17 protein-coding genes and 1 other RNA gene are annotated in these 22,972 nt (G+C 72.3%); 6 read left to right on the plus strand and 12 right to left on the minus strand.

What is annotated here, in order from left to right:
- Positions 1–8 precede the first annotated feature (8 nt).
- Both mobA and moeA read left to right on the plus strand, forming a co-directional pair.
- Complete coding sequence (gene mobA, locus AC2D80_RS06790) at positions 9–632, plus strand: molybdenum cofactor guanylyltransferase MobA (protein WP_484632212.1); 624 nt, start codon at positions 9–11, stop codon at positions 630–632.
- A gap of 12 nt (positions 633–644) precedes the next feature.
- Positions 645–1,946: a molybdopterin molybdotransferase MoeA gene (gene moeA / locus AC2D80_RS06795; protein ID WP_484632213.1), complete on the plus strand. Its 1,302-nt coding sequence runs from the start codon at positions 645–647 to the stop codon at positions 1,944–1,946.
- Between the two features lie 48 nt (positions 1,947–1,994).
- On the opposite strand, the gene AC2D80_RS06800 is transcribed toward moeA, so the two are convergent.
- From AC2D80_RS06800 to AC2D80_RS06815, 4 genes are all read right to left on the minus strand, one after another.
- Positions 1,995–5,060 carry an efflux RND transporter permease subunit gene (locus AC2D80_RS06800; protein WP_484632214.1) on the minus strand — a complete coding sequence of 1,022 codons (3,066 nt, stop codon included), beginning with the start codon at positions 5,058–5,060 and terminating at the stop codon, positions 1,995–1,997.
- An 18-nt stretch (positions 5,061–5,078) separates the two neighbouring features.
- Positions 5,079–6,266, minus strand: coding sequence for an efflux RND transporter periplasmic adaptor subunit (locus tag AC2D80_RS06805; RefSeq protein WP_484632215.1), 1,188 nt, complete (start codon positions 6,264–6,266; stop codon positions 5,079–5,081).
- Positions 6,267–6,427: 161 nt separating this feature from the next.
- Positions 6,428–6,862: a ribonuclease HI gene (gene rnhA, locus AC2D80_RS06810; protein WP_484632216.1), complete on the minus strand. Its 435-nt coding sequence runs from the start codon at positions 6,860–6,862 to the stop codon at positions 6,428–6,430.
- An 80-nt stretch (positions 6,863–6,942) separates the two neighbouring features.
- Positions 6,943–7,695 (minus strand): class I SAM-dependent methyltransferase, encoded by a 753-nt coding sequence (locus AC2D80_RS06815; protein WP_484632217.1) that lies wholly within the window; start codon positions 7,693–7,695, stop codon positions 6,943–6,945.
- A 153-nt stretch (positions 7,696–7,848) separates the two neighbouring features.
- On the opposite strand from AC2D80_RS06815, the gene gloB reads away from it, so the two are divergent.
- Positions 7,849–8,619 carry a hydroxyacylglutathione hydrolase gene (gloB, locus tag AC2D80_RS06820; protein WP_484632218.1) on the plus strand — a complete coding sequence of 257 codons (771 nt, stop codon included), beginning with the start codon at positions 7,849–7,851 and terminating at the stop codon, positions 8,617–8,619.
- A complete protein-coding gene (locus tag AC2D80_RS06825) occupies positions 8,616–10,208 on the plus strand; it encodes a transglycosylase SLT domain-containing protein (RefSeq protein WP_484632219.1) in 1,593 nt (530 codons plus the stop codon). The genes gloB and AC2D80_RS06825 overlap by 4 nt, the downstream gene beginning before the upstream one ends.
- Positions 10,209–10,287: 79 nt before the next feature.
- On the opposite strand, the gene AC2D80_RS06830 is transcribed toward AC2D80_RS06825, so the two are convergent.
- The 5 genes from AC2D80_RS06830 to dnaX all read right to left on the minus strand — a co-directional run bounded on the left by AC2D80_RS06830 (position 10,288) and on the right by dnaX (position 14,870).
- A complete protein-coding gene (locus AC2D80_RS06830) occupies positions 10,288–11,361 on the minus strand; it encodes an ABC transporter substrate-binding protein (protein WP_484632220.1) in 1,074 nt (357 codons plus the stop codon).
- Positions 11,362–11,488: 127 nt separating this feature from the next.
- Complete coding sequence (locus AC2D80_RS06835) at positions 11,489–11,893, minus strand: MAPEG family protein (RefSeq protein ID WP_484632221.1); 405 nt, start codon at positions 11,891–11,893, stop codon at positions 11,489–11,491.
- Positions 11,894–11,919: 26 nt separating this feature from the next.
- Positions 11,920–12,516, minus strand: coding sequence for a recombination mediator RecR (gene recR / locus AC2D80_RS06840; RefSeq protein WP_484632222.1), 597 nt, complete (start codon positions 12,514–12,516; stop codon positions 11,920–11,922).
- A gap of 11 nt (positions 12,517–12,527) precedes the next feature.
- A complete protein-coding gene (locus AC2D80_RS06845; RefSeq protein ID WP_484632223.1) occupies positions 12,528–12,860 on the minus strand; it encodes a YbaB/EbfC family nucleoid-associated protein in 333 nt (110 codons plus the stop codon).
- A 45-nt stretch (positions 12,861–12,905) separates the two neighbouring features.
- Positions 12,906–14,870 (minus strand): DNA polymerase III subunit gamma/tau, encoded by a 1,965-nt coding sequence (dnaX, locus tag AC2D80_RS06850; RefSeq protein WP_484632224.1) that lies wholly within the window; start codon positions 14,868–14,870, stop codon positions 12,906–12,908.
- A gap of 86 nt (positions 14,871–14,956) precedes the next feature.
- Here dnaX and ffs point away from each other — a divergent pair.
- Positions 14,957–15,053: signal recognition particle sRNA small type (gene ffs, locus AC2D80_RS06855), an RNA gene on the plus strand.
- On the opposite strand, the gene AC2D80_RS06860 is transcribed toward ffs, so the two are convergent.
- The 3 genes from AC2D80_RS06860 to AC2D80_RS06870 are packed head-to-tail and all read right to left on the minus strand — an operon-like array spanning position 15,054 to position 22,458.
- Positions 15,054–16,361 carry a BaiN/RdsA family NAD(P)/FAD-dependent oxidoreductase gene (locus AC2D80_RS06860; RefSeq protein WP_484632225.1) on the minus strand — a complete coding sequence of 436 codons (1,308 nt, stop codon included), beginning with the start codon at positions 16,359–16,361 and terminating at the stop codon, positions 15,054–15,056.
- Positions 16,358–19,789, minus strand: coding sequence for a UvrD-helicase domain-containing protein (locus AC2D80_RS06865; protein WP_484632226.1), 3,432 nt, complete (start codon positions 19,787–19,789; stop codon positions 16,358–16,360). Before AC2D80_RS06865 ends, AC2D80_RS06860 begins: the two co-directional genes overlap by 4 nt.
- An 8-nt stretch (positions 19,790–19,797) precedes the next feature.
- Positions 19,798–22,458, minus strand: a complete 2,661-nt coding sequence (locus AC2D80_RS06870; RefSeq protein WP_484632227.1) for a PD-(D/E)XK nuclease family protein — start codon at positions 22,456–22,458, stop codon at positions 19,798–19,800.
- A gap of 119 nt (positions 22,459–22,577) precedes the next feature.
- On the opposite strand from AC2D80_RS06870, the gene trxA reads away from it, so the two are divergent.
- Complete coding sequence (gene trxA / locus AC2D80_RS06875) at positions 22,578–22,910, plus strand: thioredoxin TrxA (RefSeq protein ID WP_484632228.1); 333 nt, start codon at positions 22,578–22,580, stop codon at positions 22,908–22,910.
- Positions 22,911–22,972 lie beyond the last annotated feature (62 nt).

Here is a 22,972-nt window from a genome sequence, read left to right on the forward strand (position 1 = left end):
GAATCACCATGATCGCCACCCACGACATCACCGGCCTCGTGCTCGCCGGGGGCCGCGGCTCCCGGATGGGCGGCACCGACAAAGGCCTGCAGACCTACCAGGGCACGCCGCTGGCGCTGCACACGCTGCTGCGCCTACAGATGCAGCAAGGCGACCTGATCGGCGACCAGATGATCATCGCCAACCGCAACCTCGCCGCCTACGAAGCGTTCGGGGTGCCGGTGTGGCCCGATTCGCTGGCGGACTTTCCCGGCCCGCTGGCGGGCTTTCAGACCGGGCTGGAGCGCTGCGAGACCGGTTTCCTGCTGACCGTGCCGTGCGACACGCCGCGCCTGCCGCTGGACCTGGCGCAGCGGCTCGCCGCCGCCTTCGACGACGAGGCCACCGAGATCGCCATGGCCGCCGCGCCCGAGGAAGACGGACAGCTGCGCCCGCAGCCGGTGTTCTGCCTGATGCGGGCCACGCTGCTGGAAAGCCTCAGCACCTTCACGCTCGCCGGCGGACGCAAGATCGACGCCTGGACCGCGCAACACCGCACGGTGATCGTCCCCTTCGACCGCGCCACCGACGATCCCAAGGCCTTTTTCAACGCCAACACCCTGGCCGAACTCCGCGCCCTCGAACGCGCCTGAGCGCCGCCCGCCATGCAGAAAACCATTGAGCAGATCGCCGCCGAGCTGCAGGGCTACGACCCGCAGGCGCTGAGCGCGGCGCAAGTGAATGAGTTCCTGGCCCGCCTGGTGGTGCCCCTGGCGGAGACCGAGTCCGTGGGCGTGTTTGACGCGCTGGGTCGCGTGCTGGCCGAGGACGTGGTGTCGCCGATCAGCGTGCCGCCGCACGACAACTCGGCCATGGACGGTTTCGCCTTCGACGGTGCGGCCCTCGGCGAGGGGGCGCTGACGCTGCGCGTGGTCGGCACGGCCTACGCCGGCAAGGCCTGGTCCGGTCCGCTCGGCCCCGGCGAGGCGGTGAAGATCATGACCGGCGCGATCATGCCGGCCGGCCTCGACACGGTGGTGCCGGTGGAGTTCGTGCGGGTGGACGGCGACCGGGTGGTCGTGCCCGGTGGGGTGGTCAAGCCCGGCGACAACCGCCGCCTGCTGGGCGAAGACCTCATGGCCGGGCGCCCTGCCCTGCGGCGCGGTCAAACGCTGGGACCGGCGGCACTGGGCCTGATCGCCAGCCTGGGACTGGCCTCGGTGCGCGTGACCCGGCGCGCGCGGGTGGCCTACTTCTCCACCGGCGACGAAATCCTCAGCCTGGGCGACGCGCCGCGCGAGGGCGCGGTGTACGACAGCAACCGCTACACCGTGTTTGGGCTGCTGACGCGCCTGGGCGTGGAGGTGATCGACCTGGGCGTGGTGGGCGACGAACCCGCCGCGCTGCAGGCCGCGTTTCGTGAGGCGGCCGCCCGGGCCGACGCGATCATCACCAGCGGCGGCGTGAGCATGGGCGAGGCCGACCACACCAAGGCCATGATGAAGCAGCTCGGCGATGTGGCGTTCTGGCGCATCGCGATGCGCCCCGGCCGGCCGATGGCGGTGGGACGCATCGCGCCGCGCGGGGGACAGGCCACTGAAGGAGCGCACCCGGGCGCCCTGCTCTTCGGGCTGCCCGGCAACCCGGTGGCGGTGATGGTGACCTTCCTCGCCTTCGTCCGACCGGCGCTGCAGCGCCTGATGGGAGCCGAGGCGCAGCCGCCGGTGCTGCTGCAGGCCCACAGCGGCGAGGCGATGCGCAAGAAAGCCGGCCGCACGGAGTACCAGCGCGGCGTGGTGAGCCGCGAAGCCGATGGCCGGCTGGTCGTGCGCACCACGGGCAACCAAGGCTCGGGCGTGCTGCGCTCGATGGCCGAGGCCAACGGACTGATCGTGCTCCACCACGACCAGGGCAACGTGGCGGTGGGCGACACGGTCGATGTGATGATGTTCGACGGCGTCATCTGACGCCGCCGCTCCAGCGCCCGCCCGGCTCGGGGCGCCGTGGGGCCGGCGTCACTTCGCGGGGATCGCCTCCACCGGCGACGCCGGCCGGTGTGCCTGAGCGCGCGACAGCAGCGTGTACATCGCCGGCACGACGAAGATGGTGAGCAGCGTGCCGAGGCTCATGCCCCCGACGATCACCCAGCCGATCTGCTGGCGGCTTTCTGCGCCGGCGCCGGACGCCAGGGCCAGCGGAATCGCGCCGAGCACCATCGCGCCGGTGGTCATCAGGATCGGTCGCAGGCGCAACGCCGCCGCGCGCGTGACCGCTTCCACCTTGTCCACGCCCTGCTCGCGCAGCTGGTTGGCAAATTCCACGATCAGGATGCCGTGCTTGGTGATCAGGCCGACCAGCGTGATCAGGCCGATCTGGCTGAACACGTTGAGCGTCCCCCCGGTGAACTTCAGCGCCAGCAACGCGCCCAGCATCGACAGCGGCACGCTGAGCATGATGATGAACGGATCGACAAAGCTCTCGAACTGCGCGGCGAGCACCAGGTAGATGAACAGCAGCGCCAGCACGAACACCACCGCCAGCGATCCGGAGGCGCTGCGGAATTCGCGGCTCTGGCCGTTGAGGTCGGTCGTGTAGCCCGGCGGCAGGACCTCGGCCGCGACCTGATCCATGTAGGCCAGCGCCTGGCCCAGCGAGTAGTCGGGCGCGATGTTGGCGGTGATGGACGCGCTGCGGCGCTGCGCGAAGTGGTTCAGCTCGCGGGGCACGACCACCTCGCGGGTGGTGACCAGCGACGCCAGCGGGATCATTTCGCCGGCGCGGCCGCGCACAAACAGGCGCTCGATGTCGTCGGGCGCGCTGCGGTTGGCCGAGACGGTCTGCACGATCACGTCGTACTGCTCGCCGTCGCGCTTGTAGCGCGTGACCGTGCGGCCGCCGAGCATGGTTTCCACCGTGCGCGCGATCGCGTCCACGCTCACGCCGGCGTCGGCCGCGCGCTCGCGGTCCACCTCCAGCCGCACCTCCGGTTTGTTGAGCCTAAGGTCTGTGTCCACCTGCACGATGCCCGGGTTCTGTGCGAGCCGCTCCTGGAACTGGCGCACCACCTGCGCGAGGTTGGCGTAGCTGTCGTTGGTGACGATCACAAAGTTCACCGGGCGCTCGCGGAAACCCTGGCCGAGCGAGGGCGGCGTGATCGTGAACGCGCTCACCCCCGGCAGGCCGGCGGTCTTCGGGCCCAGTTCGCGCGCGATCTCCAGCGTCGTGCGCTCACGCTCTTCCCAGGGCGTGGCGCGCAGGAACACACTGCCCTGCGCCACCGACGGGTTGCCCACGTTGCTCAGAATGCGGTCGAACTCGGGGTAGCCCTCGCCCAACCGCTCCACCGCCTGCGCATAACGCATGGTGTACGGCAGCGTCGCGCCGTCGGGACCGTTGAGGGAGACGAGGATCACGCCACGGTCTTCCAGCGGCGCGAGTTCCTGCCGCGTCGTCTTGAGCAGCAAGGCGCTGCCGACCGCGCTGGCCACCATGATGGCCACCACCACCCATCGCAGCCGCAGCGAGCTGCGCAGCACGGCCTCATAGCCGTCGGACAGGCGGGTCAGCGCGCGCTCCATGCCGCGGTCGAATCGTCCGGGCTGGGGGTTGTGGCGCAGCAGCTTGCTGCACAGCATGGGCGAGAGCGTGAGCGCGACAAAACCCGAGACGATCACCGCGCCGGCCAGGGCGAGCGCGAACTCGGCAAACAGCCGGCCGGTGCGTCCTGGCGTGAACGCCAGGGGGGCGTAGACCGCGGCCAGCGTGAGTGTCATCGCGACCACGGCAAAGCCGATCTCCTTGGACCCCTTGATCGCGGCCTCGAAGGGCTTCATGCCCGCCTCGATGTGGCGGTAGATGTTCTCCAGCACCACGATCGCGTCGTCCACCACCAGGCCAATCGCCAGCACCAGCGCGAGCAGCGTCAGCGTGTTGATGGAGAAGCCGAACAGGGCCATCAGCGCGAACGCGCCGATCAGGCTGACCGGGATCGTGACCAGCGGAATGATGGACGCGCGCAGCGTGCGCAGGAACACGAAGATCACCAGGGCCACGAGCACCACCGCTTCGGCGATGGTGGTGTAGACCGCCTTGATCGAGCGGTCGATGAAGACCGAGTTGTCGTTGGCGATCTCGATGTTGACACCCGCCGGCAGGTCGGCGGTGATGCGCGGCAGCATGTCGCGCACGGCGGCCGACAGCTCCAGCGGGTTGGCCGTGGCCTGCCGGATCACACCCAGCGCGATGCCGTCGCGGCCGTTGAAGCGGATGGCGGTGCGCTCGTCCTGCGGCGCCTGCTCCACGCGGGCAATGTCACGCAGGCGGATGGCCTGGCCGTTCACCGTCCGCACCGCGATCTGTTCAAACTCCGCCGGCGTCTGCAGGTCGGTCGCGGCGGTCACGTTGAACTCGCGCTGCTGGCTCTCGATCCGCCCGGCCGGCACCTCCAGGTTGGAGCGGCGCAGCGCGTCTTCGGCGTCCTGCACCGTCAGTCCATACGCGGCGAGCCGGTCGGGATCGAGCCAGACGCGCATGGCATACCGCCGCTCGCCGAACAGGCGCACATCCGCCGCACCAGGCGCGGTCTGCAGGCGCGGCTTGGCGATGCGGTTGGCCAGATCGCTGAGTTGCAGCGCATCCAGCGTGTCGGAGTTGAGCGACACCCAGATCACCGGGGTGGCGTCGGCCTCCACCTTCGCGATCACCGGCTCGTCCACATCGCTGGGCAGGCGCTGGCGCACGCGACTCACCTTGTCGCGCACATCCGCGGCCGCGGCATCGGGATCGCGCTCCAGCTTGAAACGGACCGTGATCTGGCTTTGCTCCTGCCGGCTGATCGACGTGATCACGTCCACGCCTTCGATGCCGGCCAGCGAATCCTCCAGCACCTTGGTGACCTGACTCTCAATCACCTCGCTGGACGCGCCGCGGAAGGACGTGGTGACCGTCACCGTCGGCTCATCGATGCGCGGGTACTCGCGCACGCTCAGGCCATTGAACGCGACCATGCCCACCAGCAGCACGAGCAGGGACAGCACGGTGGCGAACACCGGGCGGCGGACGGAAATCTCGGGCAGTTGCATGCACTCTCTCCCAGCGGCTCAGCGGGCGGGGGCCGGTGCACCGGCTGCGGCGGCGGGCGCGGCCCCGGCGGCCGGGCGGCCGGCCCCGGCCACATCGATCACCCGCACCGCGGTGCCGTCGCGCTGCAGGCGCTGCTGGCCGGCGATCACCACCGTCTCGCCACCCCGAAGGCCCTTGACGATCTCCACCTCCGCCCCGCGGCGCAGGCCGATCTCCACCGGCACGCGGCGAGACACCCGCTTCTTCGCGTCGCCCTCGCCCTGCTCCTCGATCACGAACACGACCTGCTGGCCGCCTTGCGGCACCAGCGCCTCTTCGGGCACCACCACGGCCCGCTCATTCACCGAAAACACCGTCAGCACGCGCGCAAACATGCCCGGTCGCAGGTCGCGGCCGGCCTCGGGCGGCATGGTGGCCCGCACCGAGATCGACCGGCCCTCGGCATCGAGCAGCGGATCCACCGCGAGCACGCGCGCCTCGAAGCGCCGGCCCGGCAACGCATCCAGCGAGACCTGCACCGCCTGTCCCGGGCGGATGCGGTCCTGGAAGCGCTCGGGCAAGCGGAAGTCCACCGTCAGCACCGACGTGTCCTCGAGGTTGAGCAGCGTGTCGCCGTCCTTCACGTATTGGCCGAGGTTGATGGTGCGCAGGCCCACGGTGCCGTCAAACGGCGCCACGATCTGCATGCGCTGCAACCGGGCGCTGGCCAGCGTGACCTGCGCCTGGGCCACGTCGAGCGCCGCCTGACTCTCGTCCACCACGCGCTGGGCCACAAAGCCCTGCGCCACCAGTTCCTGGTTGCGCTTGAGGTTGGCCTGCGCAATGGACAACTGCGCCCGGGCCTGCTGCAGCTCCGCTTTTTGCAGCGTGTCGTCCAGCTGCACCAGCACCTGACCGCGCTTGACCGCTGCGCCATCGGCAAACGCGATGCGCGCCACACGGCCAGCGGTCTCGGGCTTGAGCGCCACACTCTGGCGCGAGCGCAAGGTGCCGACGGCCTGCGCATCGTCCTGCAGGCGCGTGGTCTTCACGATCGCGGTTTCCACGCTGGGCGTGCCGCCCCCCGGGCGCGCGCCGCCCGGGGCCGAGCCCGCGGCGGCCGGGCCCGCGGGCGCAGCGCCCCGGTTCTGCCACCACCAGCCGCCCGCTGTCACCAGCGCGAGGGACACCACCGCCAGCGCCACCGTCGTCTTCTTTCGTGTCATCGGTTCATCCGGTTCTCCGGCCATGCCGGAACGCGAGCGCCCTCCGCGGGGAGAGCGCCGATGAGAATCATTCAATGTAGCAGTGCAGAGGCGAAACCGCTGTCGCCGGTTCCCGCGGCCTGAGCGCGGCGGCGGGTTGTTCATGGGCCGGTCTCAATCGTTCAGACCGGCACACCGCGGTTGGCCAGCGCGTCGGCGCGCTCATTGCCCGGGTCCCCCGCGTGCCCGCGCACCCAGTGCCATTCGATCTGATGAGGACCACCGTGGACCAGCGCGTCGAGGCGCTGCCACAGCTCGGCGTTCTTGACCGGCTGCTTGGCCGCCGTCACCCAGCCCTTCTTCTTCCAGCCGTGGATCCACTCGGTGATGCCTTTGCGCACGTACTCGCTGTCGAGGTAGAGCGACACGCGGCAGGGCCGCTTGAGGGCGCTCAAACCTTCGATCACGGCCAGCAGTTCCATGCGGTTGTTGGTGGTCTGACGCTCGCCGCCCCACAACTCCTTTTCATGCCCGTCACTGCGCAAGAGCACGCCCCAGCCGCCTGGGCCGGGATTGCCTTTGCAGGCGCCGTCCGTGTACATCACCACGTGGTTCAAACCGAGTCCTTCCAACGATCACTGCGTCGAGCGGCTCGACGATCCAGGCCGCGATTGTCCACGCTGGGCGCGCACGGCCGTCAACGCCGGTTGGCCACCGGCAACGAAGCGCCCGCGCGCTGCCGGCGCGGCTTCCACGCCGGCCCCAGCAGCCGCATGCCGCGCACCCGCTTGACCGCGACCATGAAGTGAACCGCACCGAAGATCGGCCACCAGCGCGCGCCGGCCGGGTCCATCCACGCGGTGCGCTGCAGCCATTTTTCGGTGCGCACGGCCGGCCGGTAGCAGCCGTAGCGGCCGGTCTCCACCTCGAAGCTCAGCAGGCGCAGCCAGTCGCGCAGCCGCCAGGGTCCGATGAACTCGCCCGCGTCCGGCAGATACAGCCGCGCCGGCCCCAGGCCAATCCGCTCCGCCAGCCGCGCGCGGCCCTGCCGCAGGCCCCACCAGCTCGCCGGGTTGAAGCCGGAAATCACCACCCGCCCCTCGGGCACGAGCACGCGCTCCACCTCGCGCAGCACGTGGTGCGGGTCGGCACTGAACTCCAGTGTGTGGGGCAGCACAACCAGATCCAGGCTGTTGGCGGGAAACGGCAGCGCTGCCGCGTCGGTGACCAGCGCGGCGGCCGTTCCCGGCTGAGGCTCGGGCAGCGCGAGCCAACGATGTGGCATGCGGTTGGCGCGCAGCGTCTGCAACTCAGGCAGGCCCAGCTGCAGCGCATTGAAGCCAAACACGTCGGCCACGGCCAGGTCGAACTGGTCCTGCTCCCAGGCCAGCAAGTACCGGCCAGGCGGCGTGGCGAACCACTCGGGCAACCCTATAATTTTTTCGGTCATGTCGGCGGCGTGATGGCCGGTGAAGAGTCCGGCGGAACCACCGGGCCCGACCACCCGGCCCGCCCGGCGCCCGCAGCGCACCGCGCACTCTACACGCCCCATCCCCGGATGGCCGACTCCTCCAGCGATCGCCCGCCTCTCGCCAGCCCGTCCATGAACCTCACCCCGCTGCCCGCATTCACCGACAACTACATCTGGCTGCTGGACGACGGGCAACGGGCGCTGGCCGTGGACCCGGGCGAGGCCGATGGTCTGCTCGCGTGGCTCCAGGCACGCGGCCTGGCGCTGGACACGATTCTGATCACCCACCACCACGCGGATCACACCGGCGGCGTCGACGCGCTGCGCTCAGCCACCGGCGCGCGCGTCATCGGTCCGGCTTTTGAACCCATGCCCGAGCCGCTGCAGCGGGTCGCGGGCGGCGAAGCCCTGCAAGCGCTCGGCGTGGACTTCGAGGTCATCGATGTGCCGGGTCACACCAGCGGTCACATCGCTTACTTTGCGCCGCGCGCGCCCGGCGGCCCGCTGCTTTTCTGCGGTGACACGCTGTTCAGCGCCGGCTGCGGCCGCCTGTTTGAGGGAACTCCCGGCCAGATGCACGAGTCCCTCCAGCGTCTGGCCGCGTTGCCGGACGAGACCCGCGTGTGCTGCACACACGAGTACACCCTCTCCAACCTGCGCTTCGCCCTGGCCGTGGAACCTTACAACCCCGACCTGCAAGCCCACGCCCGCCACTGCGAGACGCTGCGGGCCGCCGACCAACCCACGCTGCCGAGCCGCATCGCGCTCGAGCGTGCCATCAACCCCTTCCTGCGCACGACCGAGCCGGCCGTGGTGCAGGCCGCGCGAACCCGCGATCCCGCGGCGAACGACCCGGTGGCCGTGCTGGGCGCGCTGCGCGAATGGAAAAACAACTTCCGATGACTTCCCTCCCCCGTACTGCCCGCCCGGTGTGGCGGCTCGTCGCCGCTGTGGGACTGGCCTTTGTGCTGGTCGGTTGCGCGTCCGTGCCCTCCGGGCCCACCGCCGGCACCCCAGCGCCCGTGGCCAACGACGCAAACCGCGCCCGCGGTGGATTGGCGCCGGTGTTGCCCCAGGGCTCGCTCAGCGCCATCGGCACGGCCGACGCACCGGCGGTGCCCGTGGCTTCGCTGGCGGCACCCGCCGATCTGTGGGAGCGCATCCGCCGCGGCTTCGCGATGGAAGACCTCGACAATGATCTTGTGCGCGATCACGAGCGCTGGTACGCCTCGCGACCCGACTACATCCAGCGCATGACCGAGCGGTCGAGCCGGTACCTCTTCCACATCGTCGAAGAGATTGAGCGGCGCAACATTCCCATGGAATTGGCGCTGCTGCCGTTCATTGAAAGCGCCTTCAACCCGCAGGCCGTCTCCAGCGCGCGGGCCGCGGGCATGTGGCAGTTCATGCCGGCCACCGGCGCGTCTTTCGATCTCAAACAGAACGCCTTCCGCGACGACCGCCGCGACGTGCTCGCCTCCACCCGCGCCGCCCTCGACTATCTGCAGCAGCTGCACGCCCGCTTTGGCGACTGGCACCTCGCGCTGGCCGCGTACAACTGGGGCCAGGGCAACGTGAACCGCGCGATCACGCGCAATCAGCGCGCCGGTCTGCCCACGCGCTACACCGACCTCACCATGCCAGCCGAGACGCGCAACTACGTGCCCAAGCTGCAGGCGGTGAAAAACATCATCGCGCGTCCCGCTTCGTTCAACACTGCCCTGCCCGCCATCGGCAACCACCCGTTCTTCGACACCGTCACGCTCACCCGCGACATGGACGTGGCCCTGATCGCGCGCTTGGCCGGCGTGGCCGAGAGCGACTTCCGCCAGCTCAACCCGCAGCACAAGCAGCCGGTGGTCATGGCCGCCGCCTCGCCGCAGGTGCTGCTGCCGTGGGACAACGCGGTCATCTTCCAGCGCAACCTCGCCACCCACGAGGGACCGCTGGCCACCTGGACCGCGTGGGTGGTGCCCAGCACCATGACCGTGGCGCAGGCGGCGCAGCGCGTGGGCATGAGCGAGCGCGAGCTGCGCGAGGTCAACAACATCCCGCCGCGCATGCAGGTCAAGGCCGGCTCCAGCCTGTTGGTCCACCGTTCGCAGGCCCGCGACCGCGACGTGCCCGGACATGTCGCCGACAACGCCATGCTGGCGCTGCAGCCCGAGCGCGTGTTGCGCCGCACCGTGGTGAAAGCCCGTCAGGGTGACACGGTCGCGCGGCTGGCCCGCCGCTACGGCGTGAGTGCCGCGCAAGTGGCCGAATGGAACCCGGTGTCGGCCTCGGCCAGCCTGAAAGCGGGCCAGTCGATCACGCTGATGCTGCCGCAGCGCCCCGCCGCCAGCGGCGGCACCCGCACCGCGTCAGCCAAGAAAGGCACGCCCCGGCCCCGGGCCACGGCCCAGGCCAGCAAGCGCCCGGCCGCGCGCACCAGCACCGCACAGCGCAAGGCGGCCGAGAGCCGCACGCGGGTGGCCGCCAAGAAGCCCTGACGCGCGCTGAGGCGAGCACGGCCTGCGCGAGCACGGCGTGCGCGCCCAGGTCCGCCGATCCGTCGCGGGGGCGGCCTCGTCAGGCGCGAAAACGCTGCTTCGCGCGGCGAGCGAAGGTGTTCGTGAATGTCTGCGGCAGGGCCGCCGCGGGCTGAGGCGGCAGTGGCTCACCGAGTTGCGCCATCACCCGCAGCATCACACCCGGGCCCCCGTCGGGCATCAGGCCATCGGGATTGAACGCCTCGCGCGAGCGCTCGAACGCCGCGAGATACAGGGCCCGGTCGCCCTGAAAGTGGCTTTCCGGCACGGTCTTGATGAGGTCGGAGGGTCCCGCGGTCTGCAGCCATTTCAACGCATGGACCACGGCGTCGGCCAACGCCTGGCACCAGCGGGGATACTGATCCACGAAATCCGCCGGCGCGCACAGGCAACCCGACGGCATCGGCCCGCCGAACACATCGGCGGTGCCGCGCAGCGTGCGGGTGTCTGCCACCACCCGCACTTCCCCGAGCTGCTCAAGCTGCATCACGGTGGGATCGGGAAAGCTGATGGCATCGAACTGGCCGTTGCGAAAGCCCTGCACGGCCGCGAAGGGGTTGGACGGCACGACGAACTCCACCTCGCCCTCCCCCAGGCCAGCCCGGTCGGTCAGCAGGCGCGCGACGCGAAACGCCGCGCCCCCCAGCGACTGCACCGCCACGCGTCGGCCGCGCAGGTCTTCCAGGCCGCGGTAATGCGGCACGGTTTTCAGGGAGACGCCCATCACCACCTGGGGCGCTCGGCCGTGGACCACAAATGCCGTGAAAGGCTGCCCGCGCGCGCCGAGCCACCAGGTCTGGCTGTAAGGCGCGGCCAGCACATGCACCGCCCGGGACTGCGCGGCCTGCGCCGCGGCGCCCGCGTCGGCGAACTCGCGCAGCTCCACGTCGAGCCCTTCGGCCTGGAAATAGCCCAACCGGTCCGCCACGGTGAGCGGCAGGTTCGCCAGCGCCGTTTTGTGGTCCAGCCCCACCACCAGCCGGGTGCCGCCCAAGCGGCCCGCCGCCCCCGCGCGAGGCCCGGTGTCGGCCACCAGCGCACCCGGCGCACCGGCGCCCAGCGCGAGGCCTGCGAGGCCCGCGAGGGATTGCAGCCAATGGCGGCGGTGGAGCATGGGTGCGGCGTCGTCTCAGGAAAATGAATACCTTGAGACTACATCCGACGATCCCATCGCGCATCGGGACGAATCCCGAGCGGGTTTCCCCGAGGCACAGAAGGCGGTGTTCGTCCGCCGACCGCGCTCAGATGAACAGGATCGCGAGGTTGAGCGCCAGCGCCACCGTCCACACGATGCTGCGCACCGTGGCCATGTCGGCCACATAAGCCATCACGTACAGCAGGCGCGTGAACACCCACAGGAACGCCAGGACGTCCAGCCGCATCTGGGGCGCCATGTGCTGGTGGGCGATGACGACCGCGCCGATGAAGAACGGCAGAGCCTCGAAACAATTGGCCTGGGCGGCGTTGGCGCGGGCTCGCCAGCCGGTCTGGCGCTGCAGCCAAGCGCGCGGCTCGTGGTTGTCGTAGCCGCCCGCCTTGCGCGGCGTGCGGAACATGCCCGACTTGGCCAGTCCCGCGCAGAGGATGGGCATCAGGGCGGCGGCGATGACGGCCCAGTAGGCCACGGTGAGTCCGGCGATCTTCATGGTGTTGCTCGGGTGAGGGTGGCGGCTCAGCGCCGGTCCACCAGCGCGTGGGCGATGGTGCCCAGGTCCACATATTCCAGTTCGCTGCCCACCGGTACCCCCCGGGCCAGGCGCGTGACGCGCACACCGCGCGCCTTGAGCGCCTGCTGAATCACGTGGGCCGTGGTCTCCCCTTCGGCCGTGAAATTGGTGGCCAGGATCACCTCGCGCACCGGGTCGTCGGCCTGGTCGATGCGCTCGAACAACTGCACCAGCCCGATGTCGCGCGGGCCCACGCCGTCCATGGGGCTGAGCTTGCCCATGAGCACGAAATAAAGGCCCTTGTACGCGCCGGTGCGCTCCATCGCCGCCTGGTCGGCAGGCGTCTCCACCACGCACAACAGACCGCGGTCGCGCCGCGGGTCCTGGCACGTGGCGCAGACCTCGGCTTCGGTGAAGGTGTGGCAGCGGGCGCAGTGGTTGACCGTGCGCGCGGCCGCATCGAGCGCCGCGGCCAGCTCCTGGGCGCCGGAGCGGTCGTGCTGCAACAGGTGGAACGCCATGCGCTGGGCCGACTTCAGGCCCACGCCGGGCAGGCGGCGCAGCGCCTGCACCAGCCGCTCCAGGGAATGGGCGTCGGCCACCGGGCGGGCGGTCAGAAGGGGAACTTCATGCCGCCGGGCAGACCCGGCATGCCCGCGGTGATCTTGCCCATCTTCTCGGTGGAGGTTTCCTCGGCCTTGCGCACGGCGGCGTTGAACGCGGCGGCCACGAGGTCTTCCAGCATGTCCTTGTCATCGGCCAGCAGGCTGGGGTCGATGCTCACGCGCTTGACGTCGTGCTTGCAGGTCATGGTGACCTTCACCAGCCCCGCGCCCGACTCGCCAGTCACCTCGATCGTAGCCAGTTCGTCCTGGGCCTTCTTGAGGTTGTCCTGCATGGCCTGCGCCTGCTTCATCAGGCCGGCGAGTTGTCCTTTGTTGAACATGTCTGAAATCCTTGGGTTGGGAGGGCCGACGGACGAGCGCGCCGCTCAGCCGACGGCCTTGAGAGAGCCGGGCACGATTGTGCCGCCAAAGTCGCGCATCATCGTCTGCACAAAGGGATCGGCCAGGATGGTGGCCTCGGCTTCGGCCTGGCGGCGCTGCGCCTCGGCCGCCAGCCGCCGGGCCGGCGAATCGCTCACCGCGCCGACCTCCACCGCCAGGCGCACGCCATGACCGTGGGCCTGCAGCGCGGCACTCAGGCGCTCGCGCGCGGTCGGCTGGTTGAGCGACTCGCGCTCCACGCGCAGCAACCACTGCCCGTCGTCGCGCGCCACCAGCTGCGACTGCAGGGCCAGCTCGCGCACCAGCGCCGTCACGGCCTCGGCCTTGACCAGCGACATGACCACCTCAAACCACGCATCGCCCTCCGGCGTGGTGACCAGGGGCAGCGCCGGCGCGGCCGCGCGCGGCTGGTCCAGGCGACCCGGCGCGCCCGGATCGCGCACCGGAATCGCCATCACGCCCGCGCCGCGCGCGGGGGGCGGCAAGGGCGCTGACGAGGAGACCGGTGCGGCGGCCCGCGGACGCACCGGCTCGGGCGGCTCCTCGGGCTCCCACGGCGGACCGGCATCGTCGGGCTCGGGCCAGGGCGCGTCGTCCAGCGGAGGCTCGTCCGACGACACAGGCGCCGGGCGCGCAGCCGGCGGCGCGGCCACCGGGGATACCGCCGATGGCGGCGGGGAAGAAGGCGGCGAGGAAAGCGGAGGGGGCGGCGGTGTTTGAACCGCCGGCGCCACCGGGCGCGGGGCCGGCGATGCCGGTGCGGCGCCCACGGGTGCGGCGGCGGCGTCCGCCCTCACCCGGACCGGCTCAGCCGGCGCCGTTTTCAGGCTTTTTTTTTCCGCCCCGGGCGGCTTGAACGCCAGCAGGCGCAGCAACACCATGGTCAGGCCGGCGTATTCATCGGGGGCCAGGCCCAGCTCGGCCCGACCGTGCAGGCACAGGCTGTACAGCAGCTGGGTCTCGTCCGGCGGGAGCGCCCCAGTGAGACGAGCGATCTCAGCCTCGTCCGGGTCATCGTCGCCCGCGCCAGAACGGCCCGGCACCGCCTGCAGCACCGCCATGCGCTGCAGCAGCCCGGTCATGTCCTCCAGCGTGCCGGCCGCGCTCAGGCCATGCAGCCGCAGCGCCTCGACGGTATCGACCACCGCCGCGCCGTCGGCCTCGGCGAGCGCCCCGATCAGGCGCAACACGTGGCTGCGATCCACCGCGCCCAGCATCTGCCGCACCGGCTCCTCGCGCAGCTCGCCCCCGCCAAAGGCGATCGCCTGGTCGGTGAGCGACAGCGCGTCGCGCATCGAGCCGCGCGCAGCCCGCGACAGCAGCCGCAGCGCGCCCGGGTCGGCGGCCACCTGCTCGGCCTGCAACACGCGCTGCAGGTGCTCGGCCACCGTCTCCGGCGCCATCGGCCGCAGGTTGAACTGCAGGCAGCGCGACAACACCGTCACCGGCACCTTCTGCGGGTCGGTCGTGGCGAGCACGAATTTCAGGTACTCCGGCGGCTCCTCCAGCGTCTTCAACATCGCGTTGAACGCGGTGTTGGTCAGCATGTGAACCTCGTCGATCATGAAGACCTTGAAGCGGCCCTGCACCGGCTTGTAGACCGCCTGCTCCAGCAACGACTGCACCTCGTCCACGCCGCGGTTGGAGGCGGCGTCGAGCTCGGTGTAGTCCACAAAGCGGCCGGCATCGATGTCGGCGCACGCGGGGCACACGCCGCAGGGCTCGGCGGTCACGCCGCCCTGCCCGTCCGGCCCCACGCAGTTGAGCGACTTCGCCAGGATGCGCGACACCGTGGTCTTGCCCACGCCGCGCGTGCCGGTGAACAGGTAAGCGTGGTGCAGCCGGCCGGTCGTCAGGGCGTTGCCCAGGGCCTGCACCACGTGCGCCTGACCCACCATTTCACCGAAATGGCGCGGCCGGTACTTGCGGGCGAGGACGACATAAGACATGCGGCCGATTCTACGGGCCACCCCCGCGCGGCCTCCCCAGCGCGCCGCGACGGCGCGGCGCCACCCCATCGCCTACAATCCACCCCGACGGGCCTTCCCGCATGGTGAAGCGGCCAACCGGGTCAGGTGGGGAACCAAGCAGCCCTAACTGTGGAGCCAGTGCCGGGGTCAAGGCTCGTCACCTCATTCATCTGCGCTGCCTCCCGCCGCAGCGCCGCCCCCGGCGCCCAGCCAGCGCACCACGCCCTCCCCCGCCCGCACGCCACTGGCCATCACGGCCGTGAGCAGGTAGCCGCCGGTGGGGGCTTCCCAGTCCAGCATTTCACCGGCCACGAACAGCCCGGGGCGCGCACGCGCCATGAGGTCGGGCGTGAGCGCATCCCAGCGGACGCCGCCGGCGGTGCTGATGGCTTCGGCGATGGGGCGCACGCGGCGCAGGGTGATGGGCACGGCCTGGATGGCGGCGGCGAGCGCCTCGGGGTCGTCGCGCGTGGCGCGGTCGAGGCACTCATGCAGGATGGCAAGCTTGAGGCCGTCGAGGCGCAGGCGGCTTTTGAGGTGGCTGGAGAGGCTGCGCGCGCCGCGCGGATGGGTGACTTGCTCGCGCACCCACCCGGGGCTGCGGTCGGGCAGCAGGTTGAGGTGCAGCGTGGCCTGGCCGGTGGCCTCGATGGTGTCGCGCAGCAGGGCCGAGGCGGCGTAGATCAGGCTGCCTTCCACGCCGGTGGCGGTCAGCACAAATTCGCCTTTGCGCTGGAAGACGCGGCCGTCGGCCGCCTGCACGCGGATAGCCACGGATTTGAAGGGTTGGCCGGCGAAGCGCTCCACCAGCAGCGGGCTCCAGGCCTCGACGTCGAAGCCGGCGTTGGCCGGGCGCAGGGGCGCCACGGGCAGGCCAACGGCTTCGAGGGCGGAGACCCACGCGCCGTCGGAGCCGAGGCGGGGCCAGCTGGCGCCGCCGAGCGCGAGCACGGTGGCGCGGGCGGCCACGGCGCAGTCGCCCTGCGGGGTGGCGAAGCGCAGGCGCCCCTGGGCGTCCCAACCGAGCCAGCGGTGGCGCATGTGAAAACGCACGGGCGCGCCCAGGGCCGGGTGGCGCAGGCGGTGGAGCCAGGCGCGCAGCAGCGGCGCGGCCTTGAGGTCCACCGGAAACACGCGCTGCGAGGTGCCGACGAAGGTGTCCACGCCCAGGCCCGCCGCCCAGGCGCGCAGCGCGTCGGGGCCGAAGTCGTCGAGCCAAGGGGCGACGTCGGCCGCGCGCTCGCCGTAGCGCCGGTCGAAGCCGGGGCGGGCTTCGGCGTGGGTGAGGTTCAGGCCGCCCTTGCCGGCGAGCAGGAACTTGCGGCCGACGGAGGGCATGGCGTCGTACAGATCAACGGGGATGCCGGCGGCGCTGAGGCGCTCGGCGGCCATGAGGCCCGCGGGACCGCCGCCGACGACAGCAACGGCGGTAGCCACGGGACGATCGGACGTTGCATCGGCGGGCGTCATGCGGGGGGATCGGCTTCGAAATCGGGATGGGCGTGGGGCAGCTCGATGAGGCGGCCCTGGTTGTCGATGAAGGCAGCGCGCACCGGGGCGCCGGGCTGGGCCGCGCGCAGCGCGTCGCGGTAGCGGGCGAGTTGCGCGCGCAGGGCCGGGTCGCGCCCGGGGTGTTCGCGGGTCTTGAAGTCGAGCACCCACCACGTGCCGTCGGCGCGGGTTCGGACCACGCGGTCGCAGCGCAGGGGCTGGCCGGCGTGGTGCAGCTCGACCTCGTTGTCGGCCTGGTCCACCGCGTCGGCCGACCAGGCCCAGGCCGCGTCGCCGCCGCGCATGCGCGCGGCCAGCGCGAGCGCTTGCGCGCGGGCCGCGGCGTCGAGGCCGAACTCGCGCGAGACGGCCTGCGCGTGGGCGTCGGTCCAGTCGAAACCCGCGTCGGGCGTGGGCAGCCACTGCAGCAGGCGGTGCACGGCCAGACCGAGGCGGGTGGCGGCGTCGTCGCTGGAGTCGTCACCGGCGTCGTTCATCGCAGCGGGGGCGATGGCGGGGGGCAACGCGGCCGTGTCGGCCACCGGCGGCCGGCGGTGTGACGGCAGTTCGGGCAGCGCCCATGCCGATACGGCGGGCGCCCCGTCAGAGGCTTCCCCCTGGCTCGGGGCGGCCGGCGCCGGTGCGTCCAGCGGCGCGGCCAGTGGCTGCAGGCGCTGCCAGACGGTCGTTGATCGCGAGCTTTGGAAGGGTTCGAAGGCCGACACCACCAGCCGGCGCTCGGCGCGGGTGAGAGCCACGTAGAGCGCGTTGAGCTCCTCGCCCGCGCGGGCGGCCTGATCGATGGCGAGGGCCTCGGCGGCGCAGCGCGGCGGGCGCGACTCCCGCGCCAGGAACACCAGCCGGCGCGGGTGCGGCGCTTCGCCAGGCCAGTCCACCAGCACGGCCGGGCCGCTGGCGCGCGAAGGCGGCGAATGGGTGTCAAGCAGCACGACGGTGTGCGCCTCCAGCCCCTTGGCGCCGTGGATGGTGAGCAGGCGCACCGCGCCGGGCGCGGCAGGGGCGTCGAGCGTGGGGGCGGCGGCGCGCAGCGCGCGCAGCCAGCGGTGGGCGCCGAGGAAACGGCCGCCCTCCACGGCCAGCGACTGGGCCAACACGGCGTCGAGCTCGGCGAGCGCGGCGGCGCGCCGGGCCGGCGGCACGGCGGCGGCGTAGGCGGCCCAGGCGTCGGCCTCGCGCAGGATGCGGGCGAGCGCGTCGTGGGGCGGCAGCGCGTGCAAGGCCGCGCGCCACGCGGGCAGCCGCGCGGCGGTGGCGCGCCAGCGCTCGGCCCTGGCGGGTTCGGGGTCCGCGTCGGCGCCAGACCGAGGGGCTGGCGGCCCGGCGAGCAGCACGTCCCACCAGGCTGGCTCGGCCCCGTCGTGCGCGGTCCGTCGCGCGGCCCGGGCCAGCGCCGCGAGGTCGTCGTCGCCCCAGCCCAGCAGCGGCGATCGCAGGGCGCGCGCCAGACTAAGCTGGTGATCGGGCCAGACCAGCGCGTCCAGCAGCGCCAGCACGTCCTGCGCCACGGGCGCGTCCAGCAGCGCCGTGGTCTCTGGCGCGTCGCTGGGCAGGCCGCGCTCGCGCAGCGCGTCGTGCAGCCAGCCCAGCCGCTCGCGGCGCCGCGCCAGCACCATCACGTCCCCGGGCGTCACCCGGCCAGCGGCGCACTCGGCGGCAATCCAGTCGGCCACCTGCGCGGCCTCGCGCGCCGGTATGGCCTCCTCGGGCGTGTGGCGCGGCTCGGTGAGGCTGTCGCGCCAGGCCGCGCGATCGGCGCCGGCGTCGGCTTTGGGGGGACGCGCCACCAGCGGCAGGGCGAGCACGGCGCCGTCGGCGCGGCTGGCGGTCGTGTGGGGCCGGAACCCGGCGCCGGCCGGACCGCCCAGCTCACCCGCCTGCGCCGCGGCCAGCATCACCTCATTCACCGCCGCGACGACGGCCGGGGCGCAGCGCCGCGTGTGGTCGCAGCTCAGCCGCGCGCCGCCCAGCGCCTCCACCACAAACGCCTGCGCGGCGCGGAACACCTGCGGCTCGGCGCGGCGGAACCGGTAGATCGACTGTTTGGGATCGCCCACCAGGAACACGCAGGGCGCCTCGCCGCTGCCGGCGCCGGCGTAGGCCGACAGCCAGCCGTACAAGGCCTGCCATTGCAGCGGGTTGGTGTCCTGAAACTCATCAACCAGCAGGTGACGCACGCGGGCGTCGAGGCGCTGCTGCAGCCAGCCCGAGAGCTCGGCGTCGCCCAGCAGGCGGCGCGCGGCGCCTTCGATGTCGGTCATGTCGACCCAGCCCTGCTCGCGCTTGACCGCGTCGAGCGCGGCGAGCATGACGCGGGTCAGGCGGGTGAGGCGCTGGTGATGGTCCAGGGCGGCGTGGTGGTCGGCGGCCTGGCAAAGCAGGACGAGTTCGGCCTCGGCGGCCTGGGCGGCGTCGAACTTGGCCAGATGCTGCCGCAGACGCAGTTCATCGCTTTTGAACAAGGCCTTGCGCAGGTCCGCCAGGCGCCGCACGCAGGTGGCCTCGTCGTCGTCGCCGGCCCACGCGTCGATCAGCTTGTCCGCGGCGTCCCGGGGGGTCTTGGTGGTCTCGGCGCCGAGCGCGCGGGCCCAGGCGTGCCAGCGGTTTCGGGCGCTATCGCCGGCCAGCGCGCAGGCCGGGTGGGACAGGCCGTGCAACGCGGGATACAGCGCACCCACCGGCTGCACCGCACCCTCCAGCGGCGCGGCGGCGTCGGCCAGCCGAAACTCCGCGCGGCGGGCCACGGCCTGGCGCAGGGCCTCGGCGGTCTGATGGCGACCCAGCGCGCGGATGGTGGCCACGTAGTCGGCCTCGGCCGCGGGGTCGCTGGCCAGCGCGGCGTGGAACCGCGGCCAGGCGCGCTCGACCAGCGGGGCGTCGTCCTCCAGCAGCTCGTAGCGCGCCGGCAGGCCCAGGTCCTGCAGCACGGCCAGGGGCGCGCCACGGAGCAGCGCGGCGAACCAGCCATGAAAGGTGCGCACCGCGACCGGCCGGCCGCCGTCGAGCAGGCGCGCGTGCAGCGCGCCCAGGGCCGGGGCGAGCGAGCGGGCCCGGTCAGGGGGCAGGCCACGCAGCCTGAGTTCGGCTTCGCGGCGGGGCTCGTCCCAGGTGGCGGCCTCGCGCAACAGGCTGTCGAGCCGCTGGCGCATCTCGGCCGCCGCTTTTTTGGTGAAGGTGATGGCCAGGATCTCCGCGGGCTCGGCGCCGTCGAGCAGGGCCCGCACGATGCGCGACACCAGCATCCAGGTCTTGCCCGCGCCGGCGCAGGCCTCCACCGCCACGCTGCGCCGCGGGTCACAGGCGGTGGCGTAGAAGGCGGCATCATCGACCGGACGATCATCGATCCGGTAGGCGAGGCCGGCCGAACCGGAAGACGGCGGGGTGTTCATGGCCGGCCTCATGCCCAGAAATCCCGGCGGCAGAGGCCGCGGGCGTCGCAGCGCTCGCAGGCGCGGCCCTCGCCCAGGGCGGGCGTGGTGGCGCCGGCGGCGAGGCGGTCGAGGTCGTGTCGCACGCCGGCGATCAGGGCGTCTCGCGCGGCGTCCACGTCCGGCAGCTCGAAGGCCTTGGTGGCCTCGTCCTCGTCGGTGCCACGCCCGTCGGTGAGGCTCAGGTACGCCGCGCGCACGCGCTCGTCGGGCATCAGCGCGGCGTAGAACGGCAGCTGGGTGTCTTCGGCGGTGGGCCGCACGCGGTCTTTGGTGGTGCCGCGGCGCTCGGTCTTGTAGTCGAGGATCCAGTGGACGAGGCCGTCGCCGGCGGCGTCGTGCGCGGGGTGGTGGGCACGGTCGATGCGGTCCAGCGTGCCGGTCAGGGTCCAGGGGCCGACGGTGGCGCGGCGCTCGGTCTCCAGGGCCTCTACCCGGGGCGCGCCCGGGCTGTTCTCGTGGGCGGACAGCCACGCGAGGTAGCCGTCGCGCAGCGCGGGCCACGTGGCCCGAAACGGCAGGAAGTCCGGCCCCTGCCCGTCCTCGCCGGCCAGGCCCAAGTCCCGCGCCTGGGACTCGGCCAGCGCGTCCAGGCGGGCACGGTCCTCGTCGGGGCTGGACGCAGCGGGCCGTTCGGCATGGAACGCGTGCAGCACGGCGTGGATCCAGGTCCCGAGATCGCGGCCGTCGGGCGCCTGGTCGATCTCGTCGATGGCTTTCAGGCGCAGCTGCCGCAGCGCGAAAAAGCGGTAGGGGCAAGTGCGCAGGCTGTCGTAGGCACTCGCGGACAGCGCGCGCGGCAGCAGGTCGGGCGCGCTCGGCGCGGGCCGGGGCGTGCCCCGCCAGGCGACAACGCGGCTCGGGCGGGGATCGGGGGCCGGCGGCGCGCCGAGGGATTGCAGCCAGGGGTTGGGCAGGCAGGCGTCGCCGCCGTCGGCGCGCCGCCACATCAGGTCGAGCGTGGGGCGGGCGATCAGGTCGTGCCAGGCCGCGCGCTGGGCCGCGGCCAGGGTGTCGCGCGTGGGCAGGCCCAGCGCCTCGCGCTGCGCGGCGGACCAGCCGCCGGGCGGCTCCGGGCTGGCGGGCAAATGGCGGTCGTCGCAGCCGGGGGCTACCACCGCGCCGAACGCCCGGCCCACGAGCTGCGCCAGCGGCAGCACGACCACGTCCGGGACACCGTCGACCGGCGGCGTGAAGCTGCCGGCTTCGAGCACGTCGCGCACCCAGGCCGTGAAGGCCGCGAGCGTCCAGCGCCGCGGCGCGTTGGTTCCGGGGCCGAGGGCATCCAGCTCGTCGGCCGCGCCGTCGCCCAGGCGCAGCGCAGCCACCACGGCGCTGCCAGCGGCGTCGGCCACAAGGGGGTCCCAGGCGCCGACCGCCCGCAGCGCGCCGGCCAGATCCATCGCCCAGCGCGACAGCGGCCGGGGCGGCTGCAGCGAGGCCTGCACCGACGCCCAGACCGCCGGCACGCACGGCGCCACCCCCGGGTGCCGGGCCGCTGCGCGCCAGCGCGCCACGCCCGCCTGGCGCACCGCCCGCTCCAGCGCCCGGGCGGCGGCCTCGTCCCAGGCGGCAGCCGCGGCGCCGAGGCCACTGAGCGCGTCAAGCACATCGTCCACACCCGCGTTCGGGTCGGCCGCGCGCAGCAGCGCCATCACGCGCGCGGCGCTGCGTGTCGTGGAGAGCTTCCAGCCGGTTTCGTCGCGCACTGCCACGCCTTCACCGACCAGCTGCGCCACGGCGCGCCGGGTCAGCACCCGGTCGTTCGCCACCAGCGCCACGGGTGCCCGACCCGCGTGGAGGTGGGCCAGCACGACGGCGGCGGCGCGTTGCGCCTCGTCGGCCTCGTCGCGGGCCTCGTGCACCGCTGCCGACGGCGCGGGTGACGTCGCGGGTGACGTCGCGGGTGACGGCGCCGCAGCGGCCAGGTCCAGCACCTGAGCGCGTTCGCCCCAGCGCTGCGCCAGCGCCATGCCCAGCGCGTCGGGTTGGTGGCCGCGCAGCACCACCAACCGCTGCGCCACCACGCCCGGCGCGGCGCGCTCGCTCCACAGCGCGTCGGTGGCGTAGCCGGAGGTGGACGCCCAGCTGAGCGCCAGCGCGTCGATCAGCCCCTCCCAGTGCAAGAAAGCGGCCCCGGCGCTGAGCGAGGGACGCACGGATTCGGCCCACACCAGACGGTCCTCCGGGGGACGGGCGGCGGCGAGGGGCGCCAATTGCCGTGCCGCCTCCACCAGCCGCGCCACCAGCTCGGGGCGCAGGGCGGCGTCGGGCCGCGCGCGGCCCACCCCATCAATCAGCGAGCCAGCGATCACCGCATCGCGCGCCATGTCCACCCCAAGGTCGGTCGGCCCGGGCACAAAGGGCGCCACCGTGTGGGCCCAGTTCCGCGTGGTTTCGAAGCGCGGCATCCAGCCTTGCGGATGGCGCGCCGCCCACGCGCGCCGCGCCTCGCCCATCAGTTGCGCAAAGGGGACCAGCACGACCACCGCCGATGGACGAAGGGCCTCGCGATCGCACAGCGCGTCCAGCGCGCTGACGACGGACGCCCAGGCCGGATGCAAGGGCGGCGGCGGGGGGAATTCGGGGCTGGCCGCGAGGGCCTGCGGCGAAGGGCGCACGGGCATCATGGGAAGGTCGTTTCTGTCACAATGCGCGCGTTCGTGCCGGGTGGCCGGGTCGCTTGTCCGACCGTCCCGCGGGCATGTGCGCCGACTGTAACCGCCCCGTTTTCCAAGAAGAGGATCCCATGGCCAGCGACCTGATCAAACACGTTTCCGATGGCAGCTTCCAGTCCGACGTGCTGGACAGCAAGGCACCGGTGCTGGTGGATTTCTGGGCGGAATGGTGCGGTCCCTGCAAGATGATTGCGCCGATCCTGGACGAAGTGGCTGGCGCTTACAACGGCAAGCTCCAGATTGCCAAGATGAACGTGGACGACAACCGTGAAGTGCCGGCCAAGTTTGGTATTCGCGGCATTCCGACGCTGATGCTGTTCAAGGACGGCCAGCTCGCGGCCACGAAAGTGGGCGCCATGAGCAAGGCCCAGCTCACCGCCTTCATCGACCAGCAACTCGCCTGAGCGAATCGGTCAGGGACCCGGGTGCAAGGCCCGGGTCATTCCTGTCATAATCCGCGGCGCAG

Source organism: Hydrogenophaga sp. T66, from assembly GCF_057219855.1.